Here is an 18091-nt window from a genome sequence, read left to right as displayed (position 1 = left end):
CTTTGCAAACGCTATGAAGTTTGCAAAAAACATTCTGTTTATATTCTTTTCGATTGCTTTTTCACAAAGCATCACAGCACAATACATTCAGGTTGACGACAACCGCACAGTAGAAGATTTAGTTGAAACTGTTTTAATCAATTCTTCTTGTGCCAATGTTTCTAATATTTCCGTTTCAGGATGGGCATTCACTAGCGGAAATAGCTACGGTTATTTTAATGCGAATGGAAGTACTTTCCCATTTCAAGATGGTGTGATAATCTCGACTGGTAGAGCAGCTTCTGCGGTTGGACCCAATACAAATTTGCTCAGCGAAGGACCTACTTCTTGGGGCGGAGATCAAGATTTGGAACAAGCTATTAATGAGAATAATACAATAAATGCAACGGTCATTGAGTTTGATTTTTTGCCATTTGCCAATAAAGTAAGTTTCGAATATATTTTTTCATCAGAACAATATTTATCCAATCCAAGCCCAAATCAATGTAATTTCTCTGATGGATTTGCTTTTCTTTTGAAAGAAGCGAGCTCATCAGACTATACAAATTTAGCTGTAGTTCCCGGCACAAACATTCCTGTAAAAATTCCAACAGTTCGCGGTTCAGGAACCATTTGTCCGCCTGCCAACGAAGAATATTTTGATGCTTTTAACGGATTTGAACATCCCACCAATTACAACGGTCAAACTAAAATTTTAAAAGCCGAAAGTTCAGTTGTTCCGGGTGTTTTGTATCATATTAAGTTAGTAATTGCCGATCAAGGAAATAATTTATATGATTCTGCCATTTTTTTAGGTGGAGGAAGTTTTTCAGTTGAAACCGATTTAGGAATCGATCGATTAATTTCAACCGGAAATCCGCTCTGCCCGGATGATACTTTACTTTTGGATGCTACCAATTCAACAGCAATTGGATATAAATGGTTTAGAAATACGATTGAATTGGTAGGTGAAACCAATCCAACTTTATTAGTAGATGAGTTTGGTATTTATGAAGTGGAAGTTATTTTCAACCCAACTTGTTCCTCATTTGGCGAAATTGAAATAGAATACAGTACCAACCCAATTCCTAACAACGCAATAATTACACAATGTGATTCGGATGGTGATGGTTTGGCGTTGTTCAATTTGAACGATGCAAACGCTGCTGTTATTGGGGCAAACACAAATGTTGGTTCACCTTTTTATTATCTCACACAATCAGATGCCGAAAATAATGTAAGTTTGATTACAAACTTTTCTTCTTTTCAAAACACAAGTATAAATCAGGTAATTTATGCTCGATTACAAAATAATTTTGGTTGTTTTGGAGTTTCAGAAGTAACGCTTTCAACCTCAACAAGTACCGTAACGATTCCTCCTTTTGCTGTTTGCGATGGGGATGCATTGCAAGACGGAATAACTTCAATTGATTTAAATACAGAAATTTCTCCCACAGTTTTATCAAATTTTACACCCGGTTTATTTGTAAATTACTATCAAACGGAAGCAGATGTTCAAATTCAAGTGAATCAAATCGCTTCTCCATACACCAATTTGACAGCATTTCAGGAAATTATTTTTGCAAGAATTACGGACGGAGTAAGTTGCTTTGGAATTATTCCCATCACAATAAACATCAAAACATTTGAACCTACTAATTTTGAAAACGAAGCACTTTTTTTATGTGAAAATGAATCGATAACAATCGGCGTAGATGCTATTTTTGAAAGTTATGTATGGAATAATGGTGAAACAACTCCGGAAATTACAATTTCTCAACCCGGAACATACAATGTAACTGTTACAAATATTGATGGTTGCTTGGCTCAAAAAACATTTGTTGTTACGGCTTCCGGTCCGGCTACAATTACCTCTATTTTAATAAATGACTTTCAAGGAAGTAATAATACCATTCAAATCAATTATACTGGTTTGGGTAATTATGTATTTTCATTAGACGAAAGTTATTTTCAAGAAAGCCCAATTTTCACAAATATTGGTGCAGGAGAATACACCATCACAATCAATGATTTAAATGGTTGCGATGCCATATTTGAAACAATTTTCGTATTAGATTATCCTAAATTCTTTACACCAAACGGAGATGGAATCAATGATTTTTGGAAGATTGAAAACCTCAATCAACCTTATGCCAAAATTTACATATTTAACCGTTACGGAAAACTATTAAAACAAATTGGTTCTAACGGAACTGGTTGGGACGGAACATTTTCAGGCTCACCACAACCCACTTCCGATTACTGGTTTTCATTATTTTTGGAAGACGGAAGAATCATCAAAGGACACTTCGCGTTAAAAAGATAATTTGCTATCTTTGTTATCCTTTGAAAAAGAAAAATGAAAAAAATTGCTCTATTTTTTCTGTTATTTACATTGAATTGTTTTGGACAATTTAGTAAAACACATTACATCCCACCAATTTGTGGTTCTGACTCGCAGCCTATTCAAAACCAATATATTTATATTTCTTCACCAAGTCCTACACCTATTAATTTTACTATCAATTTATTGGGTGGAGGAATTGTTAATGGTACCGTTTCAAGAAATAATCCATATGTGTATAATATTGGATTTGGAACAAATTCACAATTGCAAGTAACCCCGGCAAATGTAAACTCCATTTTAAACAATAAAGGATTCATTATAGAAGCTGAAGATCAAGTTTATGTAGCAGTTAGAGTAACTGCATCAACTCAAAATTTTCAAGCGGGAGGACTAGTTTCAAAAGGCTTGGCAGGATTAGGAACCCAATTTAGAATTGGTGCTCTAATTAATACCGGATTAAGTGCAAGCGGATATACTAATAATCACCTTACATTTATTTCCATTTTAGCAACCGAAAACAACACAACTGTTTCATTCAGTGATATAAAACCGGGTGTGCAACTAATTAATAATGCGGGTGTTGGAAATAACCCAGCTGATATTATTTTAAATCGAGGTCAATCATTCACATTGGCCACAACGGGTCCAAACTTTGCTAATAGAGACGGGCTAATTGGTTCTTTAGTAAGCTCAGATAAACCGATTACTGTAAATTGTGGTTCATTTGCAGGTACAAACGGAAATATTGATAATAATTTAGATTTAGGATTTGACCAAATTGTCTCGGCTGAAAGAACAGGGAATGAATATATTTTTGTTAGAGGTTTTGGAGAAAACCTAACAGAAAGACCCTTGATTGTTGCACATGAAGATAATACTGAAGTTTATTTAAACGGAAATTCTGCACCAGACTTCATATTAAATGCAGGAGAATATATTGCAATCAATGGAAGTAATTATAGTGTTGACGGAAACTTATATGTCAATACTTCAAAAAATGTATTTGCCTATCAAGGGGTTGGAGGTAATTCTCAAGCCAATCAAGAAATGTATTTTGTTCCGCCATTGAGTTGTCAAACACCTAAAATTATAGATAATATTCCACTGATTAGTTTAATTGGAAACATATCCTACACAACCAATAGTGGTATAAATATAGTAACAGAAACAGGAGCTGAATTGGAGTTTATTATTAATGGTACAAATTATTTATTGAACAACTTACCGGGGGGAATAACTGTTCAAGGCCCTTTTACAATTACGGGAAACTCTAATTATATTACATATAAATTAACTGGTTTTACAGGTAATATTTCTGTATTTGCCACCAAACAACTTTATCTATCCTATTTTGGATCCAATGATGCTGCAACGTATGGCGGATATTATTCCGGATTTACATTTAAACCTGAAATATCATTCGAACGTTTGGATATTAACTCGTCAAATTGTATACCTAATGTAAATTTATCAATAAATACATTATCACCTTTTGATACCTATCAATGGTATTTTAACGGTAACCCAATAGTGGGTGCAACCAATCCTGAATACACTCCTACACAACCCGGATTATATTATCTTTCAGCTACAGTTTCTGAATGTAATATAACGTTGATTTCAGATGAAATTCCGGTAAGCGACTGCCCAATAGATTCTGATAATGATGGTGTAAATGACAATCTTGACCAAGATTTAGATAATGATGGTATAGCCAATTGCACAGAATCATTTGGTAATCAAAACATCAACTTAAGCAACACAGCGGCTGGTTCACTAATAGTTGGTAACTATTCTAATACATTCACCGGAACAGTTACAACAAATGGTCCCGGAGTTGCTGTTGCACAACCTTTTGTTGGAGATAATGAAGGAAATTTTGTAACTCAACCTGCAAACGGAAAAGACAATTCTGTTTCATATAGATTGGATTTTGCACAACCAATCAGCCTTTCAATGGAATATGTTTTAACAGCAAATAACGCTGATTTACTTTCGTCAACGGGAGAATTTATCATTCAAACATCTGTTAACAAAACAATAACTTTACTGAATCCTGATGGACAATTGCTAGTTGACACCAATTATGACGGAATTTTTGAAAGTGATGTAACCGAATATTCCTCATTTCAAATACGCTTCCGTTTAAATAATGCTATTCCGCTTGCTGCAGGTTTAGGAACATTTAAATTCATGGTCTATTTAACTGATTTTATATCGATCACACACGAAAACATCTCTGAAAACTCATCCAAAGCAACTTTTAAATTTATTGCCACATGTGTTCCTAAAGATTCTGATGGAGACGGTATTCCAGATTCATTAGATTTAGACAGCGATAACGATGGTATTCCTGATAATATTGAAGCTCAAGGCCAAAATTTTGTAGCCTATAGTTCAGATGATTTAAATAATGACGGAATAAGTGATGCCTACGGACTTGGATTAACTCCAGTTGATTCAGATGGAGATGGAATTCCAGATTATTTAGATTTAGATAGCGATAATGATGGTATTTTTGACATAGTAGAATCAGGTTCAAATGCACCGGATTCTGATTTTAATGGAAGGATTGATGGCACTAACTTCGGCACAAATGGTTTATTTTCTTCATTAGAAACCAGCTCTAATAGTGGAATTTTAAATTATAACATCGTAGATACAAATGCAGATGGAATAGCAAATTATATATCCTTAGACAGTGATGGCGATTTATGTAATGACGTGATTGAAGCAGGATTTACAGATGTAAACGGTAATGGATTACTAGGCGACACCTCTATTTCTGTTGATGCAAACGGAGTTGTTTTAAGTGCAGGAGGATATACCACACCAAATCAAAATTATATTATTGCTGCTCCAATTGAAATTACTACACAACCTAGCAATCAAATAACATGTAATTTTGAAAATACTTCCTTTACAGTAATCGGAACAATTTCAGATAGTTATCAATGGCAGATGAGTTCTGATAATGGTATAAATTGGAATAATATTAATGACAACATAACCTATTCAGGAACCGCTTCCGATATTTTGCAAATTAATGGAGCAGTTAATTCAATGAATAACTATCGTTATCGGGTAGTTTTAAACCGAATTGGTAACAGTTGTGGATTAAATTCTGATGATGCCGTACTCACAATTAACCCAACACCGGTTTTAACTTCTCCCATTTCAATTGTTCAATGTGACAACGATGCTAGTAATGATGGGATTTCTGATGTCAACCTGCTTCAAAAAAATGATGTGATTTCATCAAATTTTGCCAATGAAACGTTTAGTTATTTCACAACGGAAATAGCGGCAGAAAATAATGATGCTGCATTTCAAATTACAAATCCATTAGCTTACAACACAGGAAACTCAACTGTTTGGGTTCGTGTTGAAAATAATTTCGGTTGCCACGAAGTGGGACGAATTAATGTTTTTGTTTCAGCTACACAAATTCCGAATACTTTTTTACGAACATTTGCCAAATGTGATGATTTTGTTGATACTACTAACGATGATAGAGATGGAATTTCCACATTTGATTTTAGTAGTGTTACTAACGATTTGAATGGGATTTTACCTGCTTCTACCCCATTTACCATAAAATATTATCAAACAGAAGCCGATGCTTTGGCAGAAGTCGATGAAAATGGGAATTCGTTAGAAATTATAAATATTAGTAGTTATAGAAATACCGATTCACCAAACTTTCAACAAATTTGGGTTCGGGTCGAAAGCACTTTAGACAATGCATGTTATGGATTAGGTCCATTTATCGAATTAACAGTAGAACCTTTACCAACATTAAATCAAATTCCGACTATAATTAAATGTGACGATGATCAGGATGGAGAATTTCCTTTTGATACATCTTCCGTCGTTGCTGATTTATTAGGAACCCAAAATCCAAGTGATTTTGTTATAACCTATTTTGATGAAAATAATGTTCCGCTACCAAGTCCGTTACCAAATCCTTTTTTAACAAGCTCGCAAACCATCAAAATTGTTGTAACAAACGCAACTACTTTAGCCCCAGATGGTCCTTGTTCAGAAGAAATATCTTTGACTTTTGTAGTTGATAAACTTCCATTTATTGCAAACCCGATTCTTGATCAAATTAGTTGTGATGTGGATGGTTTAGAAGATGATTCTTTTGGTTTTGATACCTCCAGCTTTGAAAGTGTATTATTAGGAAATCAAACCGGAATGATCGTGACTTATTTTGATGAAGACGGTGTGCAAATTAATCCATTACCAACAACATTTGAAACAGGATCACAAACTATTACGGCCGTTATTACAAATTCAGTTAATGCCGGTTGTTCAGTCACCGCAAACATCAATTTTATTGTCCATCCTTTACCGCAGTTAGAAGATGGTTTTACAGAAATAATATGTTTTGGCGTTGATGCTATTACATTTGATGCCGGTTTAAAAGAAGGAAATGTTTCGGATTTTACTTATCAATGGTATCGAAATGATCTAATTATTGTGAATGAAACAAATTATGAATTAACTGTTGATGAAGATGGATTTTATAAAGTGATTGTTACAAATTCTTTTGGCTGTGAGCAAGAAAGAATAATTGAAATTGTTTATTCACAACCCGCCACTTTTGATGATATAGTTGTGGTTGATTTGGTGGAAAACAATACGGTTACTGTTCTTGTAAGTGGTTCAGGTGATTATGTTTATAGTTTAGATTCAGCCAACGGATTATATCAAACTTCAAACATATTTGAAAATGTGATTGCCGGAATCTATACCGTTTATGTAAAAGATTTGAATGGTTGCGGAATCGAAGAACAAGAAATTGCTGTTCTTGGAGTTCCTAAGTTTTTTACACCAAACGGAGATGGTTATAATGACACTTGGAAAATTAGAGGTGCAAATGAAAAATATAACTTCAATTCTATAATTTATATTTTCAACCGTTTTGGAAAATTAATCAAACAAATTGGCACAACGGGTGAAGGTTGGGACGGAACCTATAACGGAAGCCCTCTACCTGCAGATGATTATTGGTATTCAATCCAATTTGAAGATGGCAGAGCAGCAAAAGGTCATTTTTCTTTAAAAAGATAATCATGAGTAAATTACTCTTTATACTATTTTTCTGTTTGAGTTTTAATGTAATTACTGCTCAAAAAATAAATGTAAAATATGGTGTTGTGGAAATTTACGAAAATTTTGCCTCAAAAAATGTGCAACCCAGAAATGTTGGTGTTTGGCTTCCGCAACACTATTCTCCAAAAAAGAAATATGCTGTTTTGTATATGCATGACGGACAAATGCTTTTTGATTCCACTATAACTTTTAATCAATCAGAATGGGGTGTTGATGAATGTTTAACTCAACTCATTCGTGAAGGAAAAATAAAAAATACCATTGTTGTTGGTATTTGGAATACAAAAGAAAATAGACATCAAGAATATTTTCCTCAAAAACCGTATCAAAGCTTATCCAAAGATGAAAAAGAAAAAGTAGGTCAGTCATTAGAAAAAATAGGCATGTCTAAAGAATTTAAACCGACTTCTGATAATTATTTGAAATTTATTGTAGAAGAACTTAAGCCTTTTATTGACAATACTTATTCTACATTTCAAAACAAAGAAAACACTTTTATAGCTGGTTCCAGTATGGGTGGGTTAATTTCGATGTATGCAGTTTGTGAATATCCAGATGTTTTCGGTGGGGCTGCATGCATATCAACGCATTGGCCGGGAACTTTTGAAGTTGAAAATAATCCGATTCCTGAATCTTTTTATACTTATTTAAAAGAAAAACTACCTAATCCTAAAAGCATTAAAATATATTTCGATTACGGTACAGTTGATTTAGATGCACTATATCCTCCTCTACAAGCAAAAGTTGATGAAATTATGCAGTCTAAGGGATTTACTAACGAAAACTGGATAACTAAAAAATTTGAAGGTGAAAATCATTCTGAAAATGCTTGGAAAAAAAGACTTCACATTCCAATGGAATTTTTGCTCAAAAAATAAAAAAGCAAACGATTTTTAATTGCTGTTTATAAACATTCTTCTTGTTTAAAAAAGTTATTAAATAAGAATGTTAAAAAAATTAAACAATCTAATAGAATACCAATATGTTAAATGGTTAATTTAGTTAATTAAATTTCAACTAATTATCCGCAGCATGAAAAATATTTTTAAACTAAATCAAATTGGATTTTGCATCGTACTATTATTCTTTTTTTTTAGTGAAAATAGTTATTCCCAACTAGCCGTTCCTTTTAAAGTTCGATATCAATCTTATGTAAAAGGCGATATGACAGTAATTTCAAATACAATTGTCAATCGAAAAGACAATAGAAATTCTACTTCAGACCCTTATAATGACATTTCAGAAATTGCAAAATTAAATGACCAATTTGAAATGAATTACATCGATATTGATAATGATGAGTTAACATTTAGTTCAAGTTCGGCTGAATTAAATTTAGAAAATTCATCGTCAAAAAAAATTAAATATGCAGGATTATATTGGTCGGCTACTTATAAATATGACTCCGGAATCAGAGATAAAAAATGGAATTATGTTGCTGTAGATAACAACAGAGCTTCAGTTAATGAAATTAAATTAAAACTTCCCGGTCAAAATGAGTATATCGATATTTATGGTGACATTATTTTTGATGGTTTAAACATTAAAAATTTCAAAGAAAGTGCTCCTTATGCGGTTTATGCGGATGTTACAAAACACATTCAATCACTTCAAAATCCAAATGGTGAATATACAATTGCCAATATTAGAGCGACACAAGGTATAATTAGTGGTGGTGTTGCAGGTGGTTGGACATTATTTTTAGTGTATGAAGATGAGACTGAAACAGGTAAATTTATCACTTCATTTGATGGCTTTGTGGGAATTACAGCTAGACCTGTTGAAATTTTATACTCAGGATTCAGCACTCTTCCTGAAGGAAAAGTAAATGCAAAATTAGCCGGATCAGTTTTAGAAGGAGATAGAAATTTAGTGGGCGACCAATTGGAAATTAAATCCGGAGAAAGTAAAAATTACACTTTATTAAGTCATTCCTTAAAACCAATTGATAATTTCTTCAATAGTACGATTGTTATCAACGATTCTTATTTTGAAAACAGAAAACCAAATAGTTTAAATACGTTGGGCTATGACACTTTTCTGATTCCTATTGACAATCAAGACAATAGTGTTATTCAAAATAACAGCACAAAGGTTTCATTAAAATTAAAATCATCTGGCGATCGATATTCAATGTTTTTCAGTGCTTTTAATGTAGAAGTAAAAGATCCTGAAAGTGAAGTGGAACAATTAATTTCGAGTGCTAAAACTACGTCTAAAATTGCTGAACCTTCTGTTTCTGAAATGTTAACTAATGCGATGCCATCGAATGTAATTAAGAATGAAGAAAAAGCGGTGACTGAAATCGCTCAACCGGACTCGACACAACAAACAATTGTCAATAATGCATATGAAAAGAAAAACAGCGAATTAACTCAGGAAGAAATAAAAGCAGAAATGGAAAAACTTTTAGCAGACGAATCTGTCAAAGCAGCTGAAACTAAATTTTACAGTATTCGCGACATGATTAAAGAAAGTGAAAAAATGAATGCCGAAATTGGTGAAACTCAAACCAAAAAAAGAATTACGGTTTTACCTGGAGCCGATGTTTTAATTCCAAATCAACCCAAAGGATATTATGTTGTAGCCAATGTTTTTGGAAAACCAAATAATGCAGAGCGTTTTGAAGCTAAATTGAAAAAGAAAGGGTTAGATGCTCAAATTTTATATAATCCAACCACTAATTTAAAGAGTGTTTATATTGGAAAATTCGGAACTTGGTCTGATGCTATCAAATTCTATTATTCAAATGCCGAAGGAAAATACACTGATGAATTATGGATTATGTTAGTCAATACATCAACAGGAACAATTTTGTAAAAATTACAAAATCCTTAAAAACAAAAAATCCCGATTGCTCGGGATTTTTTTTATGATTAACAGCGAGAACTTATTTAGCTCTGCTTGCATATTTATTTTTGAATTTATCAATACGACCTGCAGTATCGATAAGTTTAGATTTACCTGTATAAAATGGGTGAGATGTTCTTGAAATCTCCATTTTGAACACTGGGTATTCAACTCCTTCGTGTGTGATTGTTTCTTTTGTTTCAACAGTAGATTTAGTGATAAAAACGTCTTCATTAGACATGTCTTTAAAAGCAACTAATCTGTAATTTTCTGGGTGAATTCCTTTTTTCATTTTGTGTAAATCTTTTTCTTATTAATGGTTGTGCTTCTTTTTGCGGCTTTTCATTTTGAAAAGGTATAAACGAGACACAACTTTTTGTTTATACTTTTTTGAACGTGCAAATTTACAACTATTTTTTAATATTCAAATCTTTAAAATACATTTTTTTAAATTCTTTTAAACTTTGATTTTCCTTACCATATTTGTAATATTACTATATTTGTACATTAAATATATTAAATTTATGGAAAACACTATCAAAAAAAACGGTTCAACTTACGGTTTGATTTTAGGAATAATTTTAGTTTTGTTTACCACCATCATGTATGTGGTTGATTTATCATTATTTACAAGCACTTGGGTTGGAATAGTCAATTTTGTTATTATAATTGGTTTTGGAATCTATACTTCAATTATCAATAAAAAACTTCTCAAAGGTATAATGACTTACAAACAAGCTTTTTTGAGTTTTATATTACCAATTATAATTGGAATGGCACTATACGTTTTATATAATATTCTACTATTTAATGTAATTGATCCAGAAGCAAAGGAAGTTATTACCGATAACATTGTAAAAATGACACGTGATATGATGGCTAAATTTAATGTTCCCGCCGCTGATATCAACAAAGCAATTACGGAAATTGAAAATAAAGACAATTTCGGACCTTGGCCTCAAATCCAATCTTATTTTTTTATGATTGTTTTCTATTCTGTTTTAGGTCTGTTAGTTGCCTTAATTTTTAAAACTCCTGCGAATAAAGAATAAATGAATTTATCCATAGTTATTCCATTACTTAACGAAGAAGATTCTCTTCAAGAACTTCATGATTGGATTGTGCTTGTCATGAATTCCAATAATTTTAGCTACGAAATCATTTTTATTGATGATGGTAGTACTGATAATTCATGGAATGTAATTGAGTCACTATCAAAACAGAATCCAAACGTAAAAGCTATTCGTTTTCTAAAAAACTTCGGAAAATCGCAAGCTCTTCATGCCGGATTTGCAAAAGCACAAGGCAATGTTGTAATCACAATGGATGCTGATTTACAAGACAATCCTGAAGAAATTCCGGAATTATATAATTTAGTTTTAAATCAAAATTTCGATTTAGTATCCGGTTGGAAGAAAAAAAGATATGATTCTATCGTTTCAAAAAACTTACCTTCCAAACTATTTAATTGGGCTGCCCGAAAAACCTCTGGAGTTCAATTGAATGATTTCAACTGTGGCTTAAAAGCATACAAAAATCTTGTCGTAAAAAACATAGTTGTTTCGGGCGAAATGCATCGCTACATTCCTGTTTTGGCCAAAAATGCCGGTTTTTCTAAAATTGGTGAAAAGGTAGTAAAGCATCAAGCCAGAAAATATGGCGAAACCAAATTCGGTATGGAACGTTTTATAAATGGTTTCCTCGATTTAATCACAATTTGGTTTTTATCCCGTTTCGGAAAAAGACCAATGCATCTTTTTGGTGCTTGGGGTGTTTTGATGTTTATCATCGGATTTGGCTCTGCTGGTTATATCGGAATTTCAAAATTATACAGAATGTATAACGATTTACCCTATGATTTAGTGGCAAATAGTCCGTATTTTTACATTTCGCTTACCACTATGATTATTGGAACACAATTATTTTTAGCCGGATTTTTAGGCGAAATTATTTTACGAAACAAAGAATCAAACGAAAATTATAAAATTTCAAACGAATTAAATATGAACTAAAAAACATCAAAGCCATTTAAAATTTATAAACGCCATAATTATGAAATTAGAAATTATTCAACAACAAATTATCGAGTTAAGAGGTCAAAAAGTAATGCTCGATTTTCATTTAGCCGATTTGTATGAAATCGAAACTAAAGTTCTAAAACAAGCTGTCAAACGAAATATAAATCGTTTTCCAAATGATTTTATGTTTGAACTTACCAAAGAAGAGTTTGAAAATTTGAGGTCACAATTTGTGACCTCAAAAAGAGGAGGTATAAGATACATGCCTTTTGCCTTTACAGAACAAGGAGTTGCCATGCTTTCAAGCGTTCTAAATTCTGATAAAGCCATCGCTATAAACATTGCTATTATGCGAACATTTGTTTCACTAAGGCAATTTGCACTGAATTACAAAGATTTAAATGATAAAATAACCGAAATAGAAAAGCAATTTCCTGACATCTATAAAATTTTAAATTTTTTGATGGATAAAGAAAATTCAACTTCATCGAAAGAACGAAATAAAATTGGATATAAAAAATAAAATTATGCATATTCCACAAAACATTTTAGACAAAGTAAACGAATGGTTATCTCCTGTATTTGATGCAGAAACCCACAAAATAATCGAAGAAATGATGACTTCTTCCCCAAAAGAATTAGAAGAAAGTTTCTATAAAAATCTAGAATTCGGAACGGGTGGAATGCGAGGAATTATGGGCGTTGGAACCAACAGAATTAATAAATATACACTTGGAAAAAACACGCAAGGTCTTTCCGATTATATTTTAAAATCGTTTCCAAACGAACAAACCAAAGTCGTGATTGCCTATGATTGCCGTCATAATAGCGATACATTAGCCAAAGTGGTTGCTGATGTTTTTTCGGCCAACGGAATTAAAGTGTATTTATTTTCGGCATTGCGACCTACTCCTATTTTATCGTTTGCCTTAAAATATTTAAACTGTCATGCCGGAATTGTTTTAACCGCATCACACAATCCGCCGGAATACAATGGATACAAAGTATATTGGCAAGATGGCGGACAATTAGTTCCGCCACAAGATGAGGAAATCATCAAATTGATTGAAGAATTAAAATACAGCGAAATCAAGTTTTCTGCTAACGAAGATTTAATCGAATATATTAATACGGAAGTGGATCAAGCTTTTATCAAATCATCTATTGAAAACGCTAGCTTTAACACGCCAAAAGCGGCGAAAGAAAATTTAAAAATCGTTTTCACTTCGCTACACGGAACTTCAATCACATTAGTTCCTGAAACATTGGCAAAAGCAGGTTACACGGATGTCAATATCGTGAAAGAACAAGAAGTTCCTGATGGAAATTTTCCAACCGTAAAATCACCAAATCCCGAAGAACCGGAAGCTTTATTAATGGCAACCGATTTAGCCGAAAAAATAAATGCTGATATTGTCATTGGAACCGATCCTGATGGAGATCGATTAGGAATTGCCGTTCGAAATTCTGAAGGAAAAATGACGTTATTAAACGGAAACCAAACCATGGTCATCATGACCGCCTTTTTATTGGAACAATGGAAACGTGCTGGCAAAATCACCGGAAATGAATTTATCGGTTCTACAATTGTATCAACACCAATGATGACAGAAATTGCATCAGGTTATGGTGTAGAATGCAAAGTTGGGTTGACCGGATTCAAATGGATTGCTAAAATGATTAAAGATTTTCCAAACCAAAAATTCATTGGCGGTGGCGAAGAAAGTTTTGGCTACATGGTGGGCGATGCCGTTCGCGATAAAGATGCCATTGCCGCTACCCTACTCGTTTGCGAAGTAGCTGCTCAAGCAAAAGCCGCCGGAAGCACGTTGTATCAAGAACTTTTAAACTTGTATGTTGATTTTGGATTCTATAAAGAATATTTAATTTCATTAACCAAAAAAGGAATTGAAGGAGCCAATGAAATCAAGCAAATGATGATTGATTTACGTGAAAATCCTTTGAAAGAAATTAATGGACAACGAGTAGTTTGTGTAGAAGATTATCAAAATTCAACTGTTTTGAATTTATTTACCAATGAAATTGAACCGTTACACATTCCAAAATCGGATGTATTGATTTATTATTTGGAAGACGGAACTAAAATTTGTGCTCGCCCAAGCGGAACTGAACCAAAAATTAAATTCTATTTCAGTGTGAATGAACCGTTGGACTCCATAGATAATTTCAAAAAAGTGGAAGCTAATTTAGATCAAAAAATTAAAAATATTGTAGCAGAAATGCAATTAAAATAATGGATGAAAATTTAAAAAAAATAATTCCGTTTCTAAAACCATATAAAACCAATGTGGTATGGAATATTATTTTCAATGTTTTTTATGCTCTTTTTAGTACACTTTCATTCATCGCTTTAATTCCAATGTTGGATGTGCTTTTCAAAGACGCAGAAAAAGTAGTTGTAAAACCAAAATTTACTTCAATTTGGGAAATTACAAGCTTCGGAAAAGATTATTTATACTTTTATATTACCAAGTTAACTGAAGAAAATGGAGCTCAGTATGCATTGTTATTAGTGGTTTGTATTGTTATAACTACATTTTTATTAAAAAATTTATTTAACTATCTAGCTCTAAACCATTTATTGTTGCTTAAAAATGGGGTTTTACGTGATTTGAGAAATAAAATGTTTGATAAAATAATTGACTTACCGGTTTCATACTATTCTGAAAAAAGAAAAGGAGATGTAATGGCAAGAATGTTAAATGATGTGAATGAGGTAAAAAATTCATTCTTCTCAATTTTAGAATTAGTTGTTAAAGAACCAATGACCATTCTTTTTACAATTGGAGCAATGGTGGCTATTAGTTTTAAATTAACACTTTTTGTATTCATCTTCATTCCTATATCCGGATTTATTATTTCAAAAATAGGTAAAAGTCTTAAAGCAAAATCAAAAAAAGCTCAAGATGAAAATGGTTATTTAATTTCAATTGTTGAAGAAACGTTAGGTGGATTGAAAGTTGTTAAAAGTTATAATGCGGAAAAAAATTTTACAGCAAAGTTTAACGATTCTATTCAGCGATTATATAAATTAACCAACAGTATAGGCAAAAAAAATAATTTGTCTTCACCTTTAAGTGAATTCATGGGTATTTTAGTCATTGCAATTTTACTATGGTATGGTGGCAACATGGTCTTAGTAGATAAATTGGCTGATGGAACTCCCCTTTTAGAAGGTTCTAAATTTTTGGCTTATATGGGATTAGCCTATAACATCTTAACTCCTGCAAAAGCAATTTCGAAAGCTTCATATCAAGTTAAAACCGGTTTGGCAGCAGCAGAAAGAGTTTTTGATGTATTGGAAGTGGAAAATACAATAGCTGATAAACCAAATGCCGTTTATAAAAACTCTTTTGATGATAGTATTCGTATAGAAAATATTAACTTTAAATATGAAGATGAAATTGTTCTGAAAAACTTTTCATTACATATTCCAAAAGGAAAAACCGTCGCTTTGGTAGGTCAATCCGGAAGTGGAAAAAGTACGATTGCCAATTTACTTACTCGTTTTTATGATGTGAATGATGGTTCAATTAAAATTGACGACATCGACATAAAAGACTTATCAATGAATTCTTTACGGAATTTAACGGGATTAGTTTCTCAAGATATAATTCTGTTTAATGATACTATCAAAAACAATATTCTTTTAGGCAAACATGACGCAACCGACGAAGAAATCATATCCGCTTTAAAAATCGCAAATGCATATGATTTTGTAATGGCTTTACCTCAAGGAATAAACACAAACATTGGTGATGCAGGTGGAAAATTATCCGGTGGACAAAAACAACGTCTTTCGATTGCTCGTGCTGTTTTGAAAAATCCTCCGATTATGATATTGGATGAAGGAACCTCCGCTTTGGATACCGAAAGTGAAAAAATTGTTCAGATTGAATTAGAAAAGTTAATGCAGAATAGAACTTCAGTAGTCATTGCTCACCGTCTTTCTACTATTCAAAAAGCAGATTTGATTGTGGTAATGCAAAAAGGCGAAATAGTCGAGCAAGGAAAGCACGATGAATTGTTGGCCAAAAACGGAATGTATTCTAAATTAGTAATGATGCAGTCGTTTGAATAGATTAAAAGTTGCGAGTTTTAAAATATAGAAAACAAAAAATGACAAGAACAACTTTCACAATTATTTTCATGGTAATTGCCGGAATATTCCTTTATGCAATGATTCATTTTGAAAAATTGGATTTGCTTGGGAAATTTAGTTTTATTCTAATTTTAGCTGGCTATACTGCAGGACAATATTCAACAAAATTTCCTAAAGAAAAAGAATGATCTATCAATCTAAAAATCAAACAATCTAAAAATCCAAAATGTACATTCATAATCCAAATATAATTCTTCCCGCAGATCAAGATACGATTGTATGGAAATACTTGGATTTGTCTAAATTTTTGGATCTGTTGCTTTCGAAAAAATTATTCATGTCGCGATCGGATAAATTTGAAGACCAATATGAAGGAACTTTTAGCGAACCCACTTACGAAGAAATTCGAAAAATTGCCGAAAACAATCCGAAGTTTTTAGATTATTACAAGTCGCATCGTGAGAAAATTGTCATCAGTAGTTGGCATATAAACGAATACGAATCGTTTGCCATGTGGCAGATTTTTACCAAAAATAATGAAGGTTTAGCAATTCAATCTACAGTAAAACGTTTACAAGAAGCTTTGAAACCCGAAAGAAAAACTGAACAGTTTATTGGTGAAGTAAATTATATCGATTATAAAAAAGAATACATTCCGTTTGATGATACTTTCTTTCCTTTCTTATTCAAACGAAAAAGTTTTCAATATGAAAGAGAAATTCGAATTATTTCGGATGTAACCCCAAATAATATTACTGTAAATGATGGTGTGAAAATCGATGTAGATATTCATCAATTAATTGAACGAATCTACATTCATCCCAAATCAGAAAACTGGTATAAAAACTTAGTTATTCAATTAATGGAACAACTCGGATTTAATTTTACGATTGAAAAATCAGATTTAGAAAGTGATATTCTGATTTAATTGAATGGTTTGTATTCGTTTAATTTCCATTCTGCATCCATCAAATCTATAAAGTAGTAGAAAACAGCATCATCTTTATCAAAATCTCCGTTTTTATTGGAATCTTGAATCGTTCTAAAGTATAAACGGTTTTTTACTTCCATTAAATTCCAATCAATTAACTCTTGAAAATCGGGTGTAATTTTGGTAAAATTATCTCCTGAAATATCGCTGATATAAAGCGATCTGATATCATTAGCATCTAATTTCCCATCTCGATTGGTATCCATATCCGAAATAGAATAAACTAAAATATGCTTCTTTGATTTTTGAGCAAACGTATTCAAATACGTCGCCGTTTGAATCACCATCGATTTATCTGTCAATGGCTTAGAATTCACTGAATCAATATGTTGAATATAAATATTTTTTAAAAAACCGGTAATTTCAAAACGATTATAATTCGAAACTGCATAGCTCACACGACTTGTACTTGATGAACCATAACTCATTTTAGATTTGGTGTCATAAACCCTTACCTCACCCACCGGATGAAGTAAATAAGACGTACCTTCCATATTAACAGGAAGATCGGCTACTCTAATTTGAGTGGTATCAACTTTGGCTTCCACCTTGGTTGCTGACTCTTCATAGATAACTTTAGGCTTTTCTTCTTCTTGCTCTTTGCAACTGAATAAAACCAAAACCACCAAAAAACTATAATTGAAATTGAAACGCATACAAAA

Annotated in this window: 13 protein-coding genes; 11 read left to right on the top strand and 2 right to left on the bottom strand. The window is 32.4% G+C overall.

What is annotated here, in order from left to right:
- The first annotated feature begins 13 nt into the window (after nt 1-13).
- From B4N66_RS07290 to B4N66_RS07275, 4 genes are all read left to right on the top strand, one after another.
- Nucleotides 14-2305 (top strand): T9SS type B sorting domain-containing protein, encoded by a 2292-nt coding sequence (locus B4N66_RS07290; protein ID WP_291093565.1) that lies wholly within the window; start codon nt 14-16, stop codon nt 2303-2305.
- 33 nt (nt 2306-2338) lie between these two features.
- A complete protein-coding gene (locus tag B4N66_RS07285) occupies nt 2339-7405 on the top strand; it encodes a T9SS type B sorting domain-containing protein (RefSeq protein ID WP_291093563.1) in 5067 nt (1688 codons plus the stop codon).
- 2 nt (nt 7406-7407) lie between these two features.
- The gene (locus B4N66_RS07280) at nt 7408-8325 is read left to right on the top strand and encodes an alpha/beta hydrolase (RefSeq protein ID WP_291093561.1); all 918 of its coding nucleotides are present in this window, start codon (nt 7408-7410) and stop codon (nt 8323-8325) included.
- 154 nt (nt 8326-8479) lie between these two features.
- Nucleotides 8480-10267, top strand: coding sequence for an SPOR domain-containing protein (locus B4N66_RS07275; protein WP_291093558.1), 1788 nt, complete (start codon nt 8480-8482; stop codon nt 10265-10267).
- Between the two features lie 70 nt (nt 10268-10337).
- Here B4N66_RS07275 and B4N66_RS07270 read toward each other — a convergent pair whose 3' ends face one another.
- Nucleotides 10338-10589 (bottom strand): type B 50S ribosomal protein L31, encoded by a 252-nt coding sequence (locus tag B4N66_RS07270; RefSeq protein WP_291093557.1) that lies wholly within the window; start codon nt 10587-10589, stop codon nt 10338-10340.
- 232 nt (nt 10590-10821) lie between these two features.
- On the opposite strand from B4N66_RS07270, the gene B4N66_RS07265 reads away from it, so the two are divergent.
- The 7 genes from B4N66_RS07265 to B4N66_RS07235 are packed head-to-tail and all read left to right on the top strand — an operon-like array spanning nt 10822 to nt 17366.
- A complete protein-coding gene (locus B4N66_RS07265) occupies nt 10822-11349 on the top strand; it encodes a DUF4199 domain-containing protein (RefSeq protein ID WP_291093556.1) in 528 nt (175 codons plus the stop codon).
- Entirely contained in the window at nt 11350-12309 is a 960-nt protein-coding gene (locus B4N66_RS07260; RefSeq protein ID WP_291093555.1) for a glycosyltransferase family 2 protein, read from the top strand.
- A gap of 40 nt (nt 12310-12349) precedes the next feature.
- Complete coding sequence (locus B4N66_RS07255) at nt 12350-12838, top strand: ORF6N domain-containing protein (RefSeq protein ID WP_291093554.1); 489 nt, start codon at nt 12350-12352, stop codon at nt 12836-12838.
- Between the two features lie 4 nt (nt 12839-12842).
- Nucleotides 12843-14570, top strand: a complete 1728-nt coding sequence (locus B4N66_RS07250) for a phospho-sugar mutase (RefSeq protein WP_291093553.1) — start codon at nt 12843-12845, stop codon at nt 14568-14570.
- A complete protein-coding gene (locus B4N66_RS07245; RefSeq protein WP_291093552.1) occupies nt 14570-16417 on the top strand; it encodes an ABC transporter ATP-binding protein in 1848 nt (615 codons plus the stop codon). Before B4N66_RS07250 ends, B4N66_RS07245 begins: the two co-directional genes overlap by 1 nt.
- A gap of 38 nt (nt 16418-16455) precedes the next feature.
- Nucleotides 16456-16626 carry a hypothetical protein gene (locus B4N66_RS07240; RefSeq protein WP_248433306.1) on the top strand — a complete coding sequence of 57 codons (171 nt, stop codon included), beginning with the start codon at nt 16456-16458 and terminating at the stop codon, nt 16624-16626.
- Between the two features lie 38 nt (nt 16627-16664).
- Nucleotides 16665-17366 carry a hypothetical protein gene (locus B4N66_RS07235; RefSeq protein ID WP_291093550.1) on the top strand — a complete coding sequence of 234 codons (702 nt, stop codon included), beginning with the start codon at nt 16665-16667 and terminating at the stop codon, nt 17364-17366.
- Here B4N66_RS07235 and B4N66_RS07230 read toward each other — a convergent pair.
- Nucleotides 17363-18085 carry a hypothetical protein gene (locus B4N66_RS07230; RefSeq protein WP_291093549.1) on the bottom strand — a complete coding sequence of 241 codons (723 nt, stop codon included), beginning with the start codon at nt 18083-18085 and terminating at the stop codon, nt 17363-17365. The two genes, B4N66_RS07235 and B4N66_RS07230, sit on opposite strands and share 4 nt — an antisense overlap.
- Nucleotides 18086-18091 lie beyond the last annotated feature (6 nt).

The organism is Flavobacterium sp. UBA2787 (assembly GCA_002352205.1).
Taxonomy (GTDB): Bacteria; Bacteroidota; Bacteroidia; order Flavobacteriales; family Flavobacteriaceae; genus Flavobacterium.
Note: the sequence above shows the minus strand (reverse complement) of the source record. Positions and strands in the feature narration are given on the sequence as shown.

Coding starts and splice junctions, on each gene's coding strand:
- B4N66_RS07245 (WP_291093552.1), top strand. CDS start 14,570: ATGGATGAAAATTTAAAAAAAATAATTCCGTTTCTAAAACCATATAAA.
- B4N66_RS07235 (WP_291093550.1), top strand. CDS start 16,665: ATGTACATTCATAATCCAAATATAATTCTTCCCGCAGATCAAGATACG.
- B4N66_RS07285 (WP_291093563.1), top strand. CDS start 2,339: ATGAAAAAAATTGCTCTATTTTTTCTGTTATTTACATTGAATTGTTTT.
- B4N66_RS07265 (WP_291093556.1), top strand. CDS start 10,822: ATGGAAAACACTATCAAAAAAAACGGTTCAACTTACGGTTTGATTTTA.
- B4N66_RS07260 (WP_291093555.1), top strand. CDS start 11,350: ATGAATTTATCCATAGTTATTCCATTACTTAACGAAGAAGATTCTCTT.
- B4N66_RS07250 (WP_291093553.1), top strand. CDS start 12,843: ATGCATATTCCACAAAACATTTTAGACAAAGTAAACGAATGGTTATCT.
- B4N66_RS07280 (WP_291093561.1), top strand. CDS start 7,408: ATGAGTAAATTACTCTTTATACTATTTTTCTGTTTGAGTTTTAATGTA.
- B4N66_RS07240 (WP_248433306.1), top strand. CDS start 16,456: ATGACAAGAACAACTTTCACAATTATTTTCATGGTAATTGCCGGAATA.
- B4N66_RS07275 (WP_291093558.1), top strand. CDS start 8,480: ATGAAAAATATTTTTAAACTAAATCAAATTGGATTTTGCATCGTACTA.
- B4N66_RS07290 (WP_291093565.1), top strand. CDS start 14: ATGAAGTTTGCAAAAAACATTCTGTTTATATTCTTTTCGATTGCTTTT.
- B4N66_RS07255 (WP_291093554.1), top strand. CDS start 12,350: ATGAAATTAGAAATTATTCAACAACAAATTATCGAGTTAAGAGGTCAA.
- B4N66_RS07230 (WP_291093549.1), bottom strand. CDS start 18,085: ATGCGTTTCAATTTCAATTATAGTTTTTTGGTGGTTTTGGTTTTATTC.
- B4N66_RS07270 (WP_291093557.1), bottom strand. CDS start 10,589: ATGAAAAAAGGAATTCACCCAGAAAATTACAGATTAGTTGCTTTTAAA.